This is a genomic window from Glycomyces tritici (genome assembly GCF_030403505.1).
This window is the reverse complement of sequence record NZ_JAUEMJ010000010.1, coordinates 187,536-200,161: the sequence shown is the minus strand read 5'-3', so window position 1 is coordinate 200,161 and position 12,626 is coordinate 187,536. Positions and strand designations below refer to the sequence as shown.

The following is a 12,626-nucleotide window of genomic DNA, read 5'->3' as shown; positions in this document are numbered from 1 at the left end:
CGCTATTCGCGGCAGGTGATGCCGTTGACGGTGTCCGTGTCCGGGTCGCCTTGGGGCAGTATGCATTCGGTGGATTCGGTGGCGCGTTCGACGCAGGGGCTCTCGAGGTGGAGGGTCGGCGCCGGGGCCTCGGTGTAGGCCAGGGTGATGGCATGGACGCCGGTCGCGGTGGGGTACGTGCCGCGGCCCTCCTCGGTTGGGAAGGTGCGTTCGGCGGTGATGAGGCGGGTGCCGTCGATGGTGGCGCCGTCGTAGGTGAGGGTGAACTCGCCTTCACTCCAGCGGGCCGCGATGGGGGCGGCGGCACTGGGTTCGGGGGCGCCGGGTTCGGTGGCGCTGTCGCGCAGTTCGTAGGTGAGCAGGTAGCGGTAGGTGGGCAGGCCTGCTGGGGTGTGGTATTCGCAGGACTGGACCTCGAGGGTGCGGGTGGTGAAGCCGGTGAAGCCGGGGATCGCGTCGGTGGTCTCGGTGACGGCCTGTTCGAGGCCGGCCCAGGTGCCGGGTTCGGCGTACTCGCCGGCGGGGGCCCCGGTGGCGGAGGCCGTGTGGGTCCATTGGCGCACTTCGGTTCCCATGGCGACGATGCAGGCGAGGGCGAGGCACCACACGATCGCTTCGAGGCCGGGGAGGCGGCGCGTCCTGGGGGCGGCGCCGAGCCAGGTGCGGGCTCGGGTCGTGGTGGCGAGCCAGAGGCCGGCGAAGACGAGGGGCCCGGTGGTGAGGAGGTGGCGGATGCCGACGTCGTTGGAGCCGTCGCTCATGGTGTCGGCCAGGGGCATGGCGCTCGGGGTCAGGAGCAGCACGGTCTGGACGGCGGCGAGGGCCGCGGCGGCGGCGAGGTAGCGCGCCGCCCGCCGACCGCCTCGGGCGAGGCGGATCGCGGCGATGAGGTTCACGGGGACGGCGGGGGCGAGGATGAGCAGGTAGGCGAGGCCGCGTTCGGTGATGTCGTTGTCGACGCCGGGCCAGGCGTAGGCCTGCACGCCTTGCCAGGCCCAGAGCCAGGTCGCGATGACGGAGGCGGTGGCGGCGATGAGGAGGAGCCGGAGGATCTGCACGCTCAGGGGGGCGCGGGTGCGGGCGTGCGGGACCGCGGTCTCGGCCGCGCCGCCTGCGACTGTCGCGCTGGCGACAGTGGGGGCGTCGGGGCCGGGGGGTGTGAGCAGCGGTTTCATGCGGGGCCTTGGTCTCCAGTGGCGCGAGCGGGATTCGCGACCGTTCTGCAACCTATACGCCGCAGGGCCGCCCACCGGTTGCGGTGGGCGGCCGTGCGATGTGCGTCAAACGCAGTGATCTGCGCCAGGCTGTCCTGCGGGTCAGGGTGCGGCGTATCCGAGTTTGTTCGTTCGCTCGCAAGGCGAAGGGGCCTTTGCATACACACCGGTATGCAAAGGCCCCTGCAACGCAACGAGCGGGCGAACGGGCCGGCCTGACTCGCCGGACAGGCCCTAGGCGGTGCCGTTCGGGGGCAGCAGCGTCGTCTGGATGAGCTGCTCGCCGTCCTTGCGGCGCACCAGGGTGCCGCGGCCCGGGGGCTGCGGGCTGGGGCGGAGCTTCCCGAAGATCGCGCCTTCCTCCTTGCGGCCGCTCATGAGCAGGCCTGGGGATTCGAGCTGCTTGATCTGGCCGACGATCGGGTCCATCATCGCGCGGGACGCGCCGGAGGCGCGGCGGGCGATGATGACGTGGAAGCCGATGTCGCGTCCCTGCGGGATGAGTTCGGCGATGGCGGTCATCGGGTTCACCCGCTGGGCCACCATCTCGTAGTCGTCCACGATCAGGTACAGGTCCGGGCCGGTCCACCAGGACCGGTCACGCAGCTGCGCCGGGGAGACGTCGTCTCCGGGGAGCCGCCGCTCGATCGGGCCCTTGAGGTTCTTGATCGAGGTCTCGAACTGCTTGCCCGACATGGCGTAGTCCAGCAGGGTCGGCTTCGAGATCTCCTCGAGCATGCCGCGCCGGTAGTCCGCCATGATGACCTTGGCCTCCTTGGGCGAGTACGTCGCCTGGATCTGCCGGGCGATGTGGCGCAGGAGGTTGGTCTTGCCGGACTCGGAGTCGCCGAACACGAGCAGGTGCGGCTCGGTCTGGAAGTCGAGGTACACCGGCTTGAGGCCGGCCTCGTTGAGGCCGATCGGGATGCCCGGCTTCGTGCGGTCGACCGCCTGGAGGAAGTCGGCCACGTGGAGCTGGCGCGGCAGGAGTCGCACCGGCGGGCAGGGCGCGAAGCGCCAGGCCTGCTTGACCTTCTTGACGAAGTCCTCGACGCCGGGCTGCAGGTCGTCGCCGTCGCGGATCCCGTCGATGCGGGGCACGCCGGAGAGGAAGTGCAGCTTCTGGAGCGAGAGGCCGCGGCCGGGGCGGTTCTTCGGCACGTTCGCCGCCGCCTTGCGGTCGATCTCGGACTCCATGTTGTCCGAGAGCTTCAGCTCCAGTTTCAGGCCGAACATGTCGCGCATGTTCATGCGGATGTCGCCCCAGCGGGTGCAGGTGACCATGACGTGGACGCCGTAGGCCAGGCCGCGGTTGCCGATGGCGCGGACCTGGTCGACGAACGGCTCGAAATCCTCGCGCAGCGTCATCCAGTTGTCGATGACGAGGAAGATGTCCCCGTAGGGGTCCTCCTGGAACCGCCCGTCGGCCTTCATGCGCCGGTAGGAGTTCATGCCGTCGATCTTGTTGTCGGTGAAGAACTTCTCGCGCTCGTCCAGGATGGTCGAGACCTCCTGGATGGTGCGGCGCACGCCCTCTTCCTCCTGGCGGCCGAAGACGCCCGCGACGTGCGGGAGGTCCTCGATGCCGCGCAGGGTGCCGCCGCCGAAGTCCAGGCAGTAGAACTGCACTTCGCGCGGCGTGTGGAGGAGCGCGAGCGAGCCGATGAGCCCGCGGAGCATCGTCGACTTGCCCGACTGGGCGCCGCCGGCGATGGCCACGGTGCCCTGGGCGCCGGAGAGGTCGACCACGAACGGGCTGCGGCGCTGCTCGAACGGCCGGTCCTCTTCACCGAGGACGGCGTGGAGCTTCCCGTTGAGCGAGAAGCCCTTCGGGTGCAGGCCGCGCACGGGGTCGGCTTCGAGCGGGGGCAGCAGCTGGTCGAGCGTCGGCGGCTCCAGGAGCGGCGGGAGCCACACCTCGTGGGCCGGGCGGCCCATGCCGAGGCAGTTGTTGACCATGACCTCGAGTTCGGAGAGCTTCTCGTTCTCGTCGTCGGCCTCGGTCGCCTCCAGCACTTCCTCGGGCTCCTCCTCGACCTCGGGCTCCGGGGGGAGCTCGACGAATCCGGGGAGGAACCGCTGCACCTTGTGCTGCACGGCCGCGATGCGCTCGGCGCGCGAGGCGACGCGTTTCGGCGGCTTGTAGGGGCCGCCGACGTAGGCGGCGCGGAAGCGCACGAGGTCCTGCGTGCCGACCTGGAGGTACCCGTGGCCGGGCGCCTGCGGCAGCTCGTAGGCCGCGCCGGAGCCGATCACGGTGCGCGACTCCTGCGCCGAGAAGGTGCGGAGCGCGACGCGGTACGACAGGAACGTGTCCAGGCCCTTGAGCTTGCCCTCTTCGAGGCGCTGCGAGGCGAGGAGCATGTGCACGCCGATGGAGCGGCCGATGCGGCCGATCTGGAGGAACAGGTTGATGAACTCGGGCTTGGCGACGAGCATCTCGGAGAACTCGTCCGCGATGATGAGCAGCGTCGGCATGGGGTCCATCGGCTGCCCGGCCTTGCGGGCCTTCTCGTACTCCCACCGGTTCGTGTAGTTGCCGGCGGCGCGCAGCACCTCCTGGCGGCGCACGAGCTCGCCTTCGAGCGCGTCGGCCATGCGGTCGACCAGCTCGATCTCGTCGGCGAGGTTGGTGATGACCGCGCTGACGTGCGGCAGGTCGTCGAGCGCCGCGAAGGTCGCGCCGCCCTTGAAGTCGACGAGGATGAAGTTGAGCTCCTCGGAGGAGTGCGTGGCGATCAGTGAGCCGATGATGGTGCGCAGCACCTCGGACTTACCGGAACCGGTCGCGCCGATGAGCAGGCCGTGCGGGCCCATGCCGCCGACCGCGGACTCCTTGAAGTCGATGTCGACGATGCCGCCGTCGGGACCGGGCCCGATGGGGACCTTCAGGTAGTCCTTGACGGGCTTCTCGCGCCAGTGGACGGCCGGGTCGAGCGCCGCGGCGTCGTTGAAGCCGAGCATCTCGGGCAGCGACGACGGGTTCGCCAGCGGCGACTGGTCCTCGTCCCCCGACTCGGTCTTGCCGCTCGAGCCCTTGAGCGTCAGCCGCCAGGGCGCGAGCGAGCGGGCCACGCCCTCGGCCTGGTTGTACGACATGCGGTCGGGCTTGCCGAGCACGCGGCGCCGGCCGGCCTGGTCGGTGTAGATCTCCTCGGCCGTGACGTCGTAGAGCTTGATCTGCGGCCCGGGCTTGCGCGGCAGGTAGCCGGAGAAGTCGAAGACGGTGACCCCGCCCATGCCGTCGGCGGCGATGATGCCGGTGGGGTCGACCTCGCCGCCGTCGAGGATGACGACCAGGTGCGGCTGCCCCTCCCCCGCGGTGGCGCCGGGCGACCACGCGCCGCGGCCGGAGAGCTGCTCGCGCAGCGAGTTCTCCAGCTGCGTGGTGGTGTTGTAGAACATGCGGACCGGTCCGGCCCCGTCCTCTGCGGACGGGTGCTGGAGGTGCGGCAGCCACTTCATCCAGTGCCACTCGGGCATGCGCTCGTTGTCCGCGACCACCGCGACGATGATGTCGTCGGGCGAGTGCAGGACCGCGGCCTGGACGAGCTGGGCGCGGATGTTGTCGACGACGAGCGCCCGGTCGCCGCGCAGGACCACGCGGGCGGCTTCGGTGTACTTCATCGAGCGGGGGATGTCGATGACGTTGGAGTGCGCGGCCACGAAGCGGCGCAACGCCATCGAGGTCATCGGCTCCAGGTCCTCGACGGGCTTGGTCTCGGGCGGGACCAGCTTCATCGTCATGCGCTGCTTGCCGACGCCCACGCGGATGTCCAGCGCGTCGTCGTCCTTCGCGCGCCGCTCCCACATGCGGCGGGAGCCGACGAGCGACCACAGGGCCTTGGGGTCGGGGTGGCGCCACCGGGCCGCGCGCCACTGCCGCTCGGCGCCCTTGCGGGCGCGGCGGCGGACCTGGTTGAGGTAGCGCATGTAGTCGCGGCGGTCGGCGTTGAACTCGGCCTTCTTCTGGGCGCGGTTGCCGCCCATGGAAGTGGCCATCATGCCGACCATCGAGATGCCCATCATGGCGCCCATGGCGATGCGCATGGTGTTGCTGCCCGAGCTCGGGTTCGAACCGGTGCCGACGCGGGACATCATCATCATCGCCATCGCCGCGGCACCCGCGAGCATCGGCAGGATCATCAGATACTGCGAGATGTTCTTGGGCTGCGGGTCGGGCATGTCCGGCGGCGACTCCAGGAGGATGTCACCGCGCGGGGCCTGCGGTCCGCGTTTGCGCGGAGGCCGGCGGAAGAGTTTGGTCGTCACAGAGGGTCCTTGTGCTCACCGGGGGATGCGCCTACCACGGGGACGCTTGCTGGCCGTAACTTAGCGCTGTCGTATAAAAGATGTAAGTGCGCTCTGTCGAGTATCGCACTACTAGGGTAATGCCGGGTCGCCACTCTTGCCGGTACACCCACGCCGGTCCCCCCGCCGTTGCATGCGGCATTTATCCTTGAACGGTCCCCACGATCACCGACCCGACCCGGAGGTTCGCACGGTGAGCACCAAGTCGGCCACTCTCTCAAGGGTGACGATCGTCAGTCCTCGCACGAGGATCGACCTCGCACTGCCCTCAGACGTCCCCCTGTCCGACCTGCTGCCGACGATCCTGCACCAAGCCGGCGAGTACTACATCGACGAGGCCGGCGACAACGGCGGCTGGATCCTCACCCGCCTGGGCGAGGAGGCGATCGACACCGGTCACTCCTGCTCCCAGCTGGGGATCAACGACGGCGAGATGCTGTACCTCAACCCCGCCGACGCCGCCAAGCCCGAGGTGGTCTTCGACGACATCATCGACGCGATCGCCACCGCCACCGATCAGCGCGGCAACCGCTGGGACCACCTGGCGACCAAGCGCTTCAGCGTCGGCGTCGGCACCGCGGCCCTGGCCGTGGGCGCCATCGCGATCCTCCTGACCGGCCACCTCGCCTCGGCGATCGTCGGCCTGTCGGTCGCGGCGATCCTGGTCGGCGCCTCGGCGCTGCTCTCGCGCGCGGTCGGCGACTCGCGGGCGGCCACGTACTTCGGCGTCACCGCCGTGCTCTACGCCGGCGTCGGCGGCCTGCTCATCGCCGACACCGAGAACACGGGGCTGTTCGACCTCGAAGGCCCGCACGTGCTCATCGCGGCCTCGGCGATCCTGCTGTTCAGCGTCCTGGCCATGGTCGCCGTGGGCGACATGGCGTCGGCGCCGGTGTTCATCGTGACGATCCTCGGCGCGGTGGTACTGGGCATCGCGACGGCGCTGATGATGGCGCTGAAAGGCTCGGCCGCCACGGCCGCCGGCATCGCCGCGCCGCTGGCGCTGGTGATCCTGCCGTTCGCGCCGAGCCTGTCGCTGTCCATGGCGATGGTGCCCACCCCGCAGCTGCCGACGACCACGGAGGAGCTGAAGGAGGGCGACGCCGAGGCCATCGACGGCAAGCGGATCCTCAAGCTCTCCGAGCACGCCGGCAACTACCTCGAGGCCCTGTACTCGTTCGCGGCCGTGGTCAGCCTGGTCTCCTCGATCGCGCTCGCGTTCTCGGGCGAGATCCCCGGCCTCATCCTCTCCACGATCCTGTCGCTCGTGCTGCTCAGCCGGTCGCGCTCGGTCGAGGACCGCGCCGCCCGCATCGTGATGCTCACCGGCGGCATGGGCGGCCTCGCCGCGACCCTCGCGGCGATCTTCGTCGCCAGCGAGGACAACATCCTGGTGCGACTCACGGTCATCCTCGGTGCGCTGACGCTCCTGACGCTCATCGCGATGGTCTACGGCCTCGCCGTGGCGGGCAAGAAGATCGCCCCCACCTGGGGCCGCGCCCTCGACATCATCGAGGCGCTGCTCATCGTGTCGATCCTGCCGCTGGTCGGCTGGGTCTGCGACCTGTACTCGATCGCCTTGTCGCTGCGCGGCTGACCCCACCCCTGACCTCGACTCCGAGAGAGGCGAATCCGAATGGCCCAGATGCGCTCCCGCCGCGAACAGGTGGAGGCCCACAAGTTCATCACCTCGCGCATGAACCAGGCGCTGGTGCTGGCCAACCCCGACTCGATCGAGCGTCCGCTGCGGCGCATCGGCGTCTCGATCTTCGCTTCGGTGATGGTGCTGGCGCTGGTGTTCGGCGGGTTCGCCATCGCGACCCTGTTCAACAAGGGGAACGCGCTGCCGGTCGAGGGCAACATCATCACCATCAAGGGCTCCAACGCCGTCTATGTGTACATCACGAAGGACGGCAAGGAGGGCACCCCGGAGGACCCGGCCCGGCTCTGGCAGGTCACGAACTACACGTCGGCGCTGCTGCTGGCCAAGCCCGGTTCGACCGGGATGCCGGAGGTCCAGGACCTCAAGCCGTCTTCGCTGGCGGGCATTCCCCGCGGCTCCTTCACCATCGGCATCCAGGGGATTCCCTCGCAGCCGCCGGACAAGAAGGAGCTGCTGCAGAAGATCAACTGGAACGTCTGCTCCATGCCTCGCGAGGACGGCGGCACGGACGACTACCAGCTGACGCAGCTCGTGGTCGGGGACATGGACCAGCCGACCGAGTGGCTCGGCGACGGCAAGTGGATTCTGGCGAAGACCACGGTCAAGCCCAACAGCGAGGAAGTGCCCGACTACTACCTGCTGTGGAACGGCGCCCGGTACGAGATCGGCAACGACGAGGAGTACCCGGCCGAGACCCTCATCGACGACTTGGGCTTGCTCACCAGCGACGCGATGGCCTTGAACGAGAGCATGATCAACACGATCCCGGCCGCCTCTCCGATGGCGCCGCCGGTCAGGGACGAGTTCGGGGAGCCGTCCGAGGTGCCGGCCTCCGGCGGCGGGACCCTCACCTACGGGGTGCCCGTGGAGGCCGCCGGCGACAAGTACGTGCTCATCCACGAGAACGGCGTCGACACGTTCGCGCGGATCTCGGACACGATGGCGAAGCTGCTGCAGAAGCACGTCGGCAGCACGCAGCAGGCGGAGCCGACGACGGTGTCGCAGTTCGGCAGCCAAGCGGCGTACGAGCCCAGGAACTACCCGAAGGAAGACCTGAGCGAAAGCCTGTGGAGCTCCCAGGGCAAGCGCCCGGCGGTGTGCGCGGTCTACGATCCGCGCGAGCAGAACGTGGAGTCGACCGTGATCCAGGTGGCGATGTACGAGACCGCCCCCGAGACGCTCACCGACAACGCGAAGTCCGTCGAGGTCCTCGAGGACGGCAGCATCTTCTCCGATGTCGAAGGGCTGGAAGCGCAGACGGTGCTCCCGCAGGGCACCGCGGCGCTGATCGACAGCCGCACCGACCAGGGCGCGACGATCTCGGGCATCACCTACATGGTGAGCGACCAGGGCGTCCGCCACGGCATCTCCGACGACGGCAAGACCGACACGACCCAGACGATGCTCGGCTACGGCGGAGTCAAACCGGTCTCGGTGCCGGACACGATGATCCACCTGATCCCCCGGGGCCCGGACCTCGATCCGTTCGAGGCGCGGAAGCAGATGTCCTCGAACGCGGAGGACATCCAGGTCTACGAGACCGCCCCCGCGGAAGAAGAGGGCGGCGGCGGCTGACGCCGCATCACGTGAGGGCGACGCCGGGACCTGGTGGGTTCCGGCGTCGTCCGTTCTCCGGCCGGATCGGAGGGCGGTGATGTTGGCGTCTGCGTGTTAACCTGGCGCAACCCACTCCCGACAAACGAGGACACGTCATGGCCTACCCGCCCCAGCAGCCGGGGTTCGACCCGAACCAGCAACCGCCCTACGGCCAGCAGCCGGGGTACGGTCAGTCGCAGCCCCAGCAGCCGGGGTACGGCCAGCAGCCCGGATACGGGCAGTCGCAGCCGGGATACGGGCAGCAGCCCGGGTACGGCCAGCAGCCGCAGCAGCCCGGGTACGGCCAGACCCCGCCGCCCGGGTACGGCCAGCAGCCCGGTTACGGTGCCCCGCAGCAGCCCGGCTTCGGGGGCCAGCCCCCGCTGCCCCCGGCCCCGAAGAAGTCGAAGACCGGCCTCATCGTCGGCGTCGGCGCCGGCGCGGTGGTCCTCATCGTCGCGATCGTCCTGCTCGTCATGAACCCGTTCGGCGGCAGCGGCCCGGGGGCCGGCGACTCGCCCACCGAGGTCGTCGAGGCCTACATGGACGTCTCGGTCTCCTCCTTCGAGTCCAACGGCATGTCGGACCTGGAAGCGCTTGTCGAGGACGTGCGTCCGTTCCTGTGCTCGGAGTCCCAGGGCGAGATCGACGCCGCCATCGAGGGCGCTACCGGCGAGGACATGGCCGGCACCGAGGACCTGATGGAGGGCGTCGAGGTCTCCATGGACTACGAGGTCAGCAACGAGGCGATCGACGGCGACGACGCCACCGTCGACGTGGCCATGACCGGTGAGATCACCATCCCCGACTACGGCAGCACGCCGGTCGACGAGACCATGACCATCGACCTGGTGAAGGAAGACGGCAAGTGGCTCATCTGCGACAGCGACGCCGCCGGGGTCATCCCCTCCTAAAGGCGACAGCGTGAAAGGGGCCCCACCGGATTCCGGTGGGGCCCTTCGTTTTTGCCGCAACTCAGACGAGGTCGTCGACGGCGTCGAGGTAGCCGGCCTGGCCGGCCTTGTTGGGGTGGTAGGACTCGATGATCGGGTAGGAGAGGCCGTTGATCCATTCGGCGTCGTCGCAGACGGCGTGGCCGTCGAAGGCGGCGCGGACGTCGGCGTACCGGAAGCCGTGGCTGCGTGCGGCCGTGCCGATCACGTCGCCGAGGAGGTCGGTGGCGTCGTTGAGCGCGGCCTGCTCGGCGGGGCTGATGCGGGTGACGACGTTGCACTGCTCCCCGTTGAACAGGAGCGGGTAGCCGACCACGATGACCTCGGCGTTCGGGGCAGCGGCCTCGATCGCGGCGTAGACCTCGTGGAGCCTGCCGGGCAGCACGTCCCGGACGAAGGCCTCGGCCGCGTCGATCTCCTTGGTGCAGGTCCACGGGTACGGGTAGGCGCACCGTTGGACCACGCCGGCCCAGCCGGTGTCGTTGCCGCCGATGGTGACCGTGACGAGGTCGGTGCTCGCGGAGAGCCCGCCGAGCTGTCCGGCGAGGACGTCGCCGGTCTTCGCGCCCGAGCAGGCGGCGAATTCGAGGTCCGCGCCGATCGCCTCGGCGAGGAGCGAGGGGTAGGCCGCCTCGGAGCGGCGGCAGTCGGAGTCGTCGATGTAGTCGCGGGTGCCGACCCCGGAGGCGTAGGAGTCGCCGAGGGCGACGTACTCGAGGGTCTGCGCTTGGGCGGCACCGCTGGTGAGGGCCGTGACGGACACGAAGGCGGCGAGGAGTGCCGCCGCCATTGTGGAGATTCGTCGGGGGTATGACATTTTGGGCTCCGTCTCGAATTTTGTCCGGGGTCGGGGCCCTATTTATATAGGTTTCGTAACGGACGGTCCACCAACGGACCGTGAACTGTCAGGATATTGACAGTCGTCGTTCCAACTTGCGCGGCAACGGGTCGCGGAACGGACTGCGCGCCAGGTCAGATGCCCTCGGGGAGGTCGAGGCGGTCGAGCGGCTGCGGCTCGTCCGGGGTCTCGGCCAGGAGCCGGTCGGCGTCGTCCTCTGTGGCCGCTTCGGGCTCGGAGAGGAGGCGCCGGACCTCGGCGTCGAGGTGCGCGCACATGAGGTCGCTGAACCGCTCGGCGTCCTCGGCGGCCAGCGCCTCGACGAAGGCGGCGTGCTCGGGCACGAGGTCGACGGCGACCTCGAAGTGCTCGTACATGGAGAACGTGCACAGGCGCGTCTCGATGAGGAGCGTGGACATCATGCGCGCGAGGCGGATCGAGCCGCCCCAGGCGGCGAGGCCGCGGTGGAAGTCGAGGTAGGCGTCGCCGAGGGCGCGGGCGTCGTTCTTCTTGAGGGCGCGCTGCATGCGCTTGACCTCGGTGCCGAGTTCGGCGAGGACGGTCTTGCGTTCGGCGAGCGGGCGGGCGAGGATGCGGCGGCCGAGTTCGGGTTCGATGCGGGCGCGCAGCCAGTGGATGTCGCGCACGTCTTCGGGGGTCATGGTGCGCACGGCGAGGCCGCGGCGGCGCGGGATGACGAGGAGGCCTTCGGCGGTGAGCCGCTGCATGGCCTCGCGGAGCGGGCCGCGGCTGACGCCGAGTTGGAAGGCGAGTTCGGCTTCGCCGAGGGCGGCCCCGGGTGGGAGCGACCCGTCCACGACCGCGTCGCGGAGCCGGTCGGCGATGAGATCCACCGTCGAGGTGCGTCGCACCGGGGCCAGGCGCCCCACCTGGCGGGCGCTGGTGAGCCCGCTCAATCCGCTGCTGCGCGTCGACACTCTGGCTGTTCCCCCTCTGTCTCTTCTGGGCAGCATCTTAGCGCTGCCGGTACATCACGTTCCGGTGCAAGCTCTGGTTGCGTCCCCCGTCGACATGCTTGCTTTTTTGTTATCTAACGTCGATCATCGTATTGTCGACAAACTTACAATAGAACGTTAGTGTCGGCAACGTACCCGACCCCGAACCAGGAGGCGACCACGTGTCGAACCGAATGCACCTCAACCGCCGCCATCTGCTCGGCGGGGCCGCCGCCGGGGCGGCGGCCTTCGCGCTGGCGGCCTGTTCACGCACTGACCAGGGCGGCGGCGATGGGAACGGGCTGCTGGAGAAGGCCCAGGACGGCGGCAAGCTCCGCATCGCCTACGCCAACGAGGCCCCGTACGCGTACACCGCCGACGACGAGTCGGTCACCGGCCAGTCGGTGGCGGTCCAGCTGTACCTGCTGGACAAGCTCGGCATCAAGGCCGATCAGATCGAATGGAAGCTCACCGAGTGGGATGCGCTCATCCCGGGCCTGGGCACCAACCACGACATGGTCGTCGCCGGCATGTACGTGACCCCCGAACGCTGCGACGCGGTGGCCTTCGCGAACCCGGACTACATCATGCCGGACGCGCTCATGGTCCGGGCCGGGAATCCGGGCGGCTGGACCACGCTCAACGCCATGGCCGAGACCGACGGCGTCATCGGCGTCATGAACGGCACGAGCGAGCAGGAGGTCGCGGACGCGATCTTCGACGCCGAGCGCATCAACGTCCAGGCCGACCTGTCCGGGCTCATCCTCGAACTCAAGTCCGGGCGCTGCGACGCGATCGGGCTGACCAGCGCGAACCTCCGGCTCGCGGCCGAGGCCGACCCCGAGGTCGAGGTCACCGAGGGCTTCTGGCTCGTGGACCCCGACTCCGGGGAGGACATGATCGGCGCGGGCGCGGCGGTCTTCCAGCCCGCCGACACCGGCTTCCGGGACGCGGTGAACAAGGAGCTCGAGAAGCTCCTCGCCGACAAGGCCGCCTGGGAGGGCCTGGTGTCCGAGTACGGGTTCACCGTCGAGGAGAACCACCCGGAGGGGCTCACCGCCGAGGACCTCTGCCCGGACACCTACCAGTAGGAGT

The 12,626-nt window shown here is 69.4% G+C and carries 8 protein-coding genes; 4 read left to right on the top strand and 4 right to left on the bottom strand.

Annotated elements, in window-relative coordinates; translation table 11 throughout:
• Positions 1-2 precede the first annotated feature (2 nt).
• Complete coding sequence (locus QWI33_RS24940) at positions 3-1,175, bottom strand: hypothetical protein (protein WP_289959557.1); 1,173 nt, start codon at positions 1,173-1,175, stop codon at positions 3-5.
• Between the two features lie 273 nt (positions 1,176-1,448).
• A complete protein-coding gene (gene eccCa, locus QWI33_RS24935) occupies positions 1,449-5,486 on the bottom strand; it encodes a type VII secretion protein EccCa (RefSeq protein WP_289959556.1) in 4,038 nt (1,345 codons plus the stop codon).
• 232 nt (positions 5,487-5,718) lie between these two features.
• Here eccCa and eccD point away from each other — a divergent pair, with 232 nt between their 5' ends.
• From eccD to QWI33_RS24920, 3 genes are all read left to right on the top strand, one after another.
• Entirely contained in the window at positions 5,719-7,122 is a 1,404-nt protein-coding gene (gene eccD / locus QWI33_RS24930; protein WP_289959554.1) for a type VII secretion integral membrane protein EccD, read from the top strand.
• Between the two features lie 39 nt (positions 7,123-7,161).
• Complete coding sequence (gene eccB, locus QWI33_RS24925; protein ID WP_289959552.1) at positions 7,162-8,763, top strand: type VII secretion protein EccB; 1,602 nt, start codon at positions 7,162-7,164, stop codon at positions 8,761-8,763.
• A gap of 137 nt (positions 8,764-8,900) precedes the next feature.
• Positions 8,901-9,698 carry an Rv0361 family membrane protein gene (locus tag QWI33_RS24920; RefSeq protein WP_289959551.1) on the top strand — a complete coding sequence of 266 codons (798 nt, stop codon included), beginning with the start codon at positions 8,901-8,903 and terminating at the stop codon, positions 9,696-9,698.
• 61 nt (positions 9,699-9,759) lie between these two features.
• Here QWI33_RS24920 and QWI33_RS24915 read toward each other — a convergent pair whose 3' ends face one another.
• Positions 9,760-10,527, bottom strand: a complete 768-nt coding sequence (locus QWI33_RS24915; RefSeq protein ID WP_289959550.1) for an SGNH/GDSL hydrolase family protein — start codon at positions 10,525-10,527, stop codon at positions 9,760-9,762.
• 182 nt (positions 10,528-10,709) lie between these two features.
• On the bottom strand, positions 10,710-11,513 hold the full coding sequence (locus tag QWI33_RS24910; RefSeq protein WP_289959549.1) for a GntR family transcriptional regulator: 804 nt from the start codon (positions 11,511-11,513) through the stop codon (positions 10,710-10,712).
• Between the two features lie 200 nt (positions 11,514-11,713).
• Here QWI33_RS24910 and QWI33_RS24905 point away from each other — a divergent pair, with 200 nt between their 5' ends.
• A complete protein-coding gene (locus tag QWI33_RS24905; protein ID WP_289959548.1) occupies positions 11,714-12,622 on the top strand; it encodes a transporter substrate-binding domain-containing protein in 909 nt (302 codons plus the stop codon).
• Positions 12,623-12,626 lie beyond the last annotated feature (4 nt).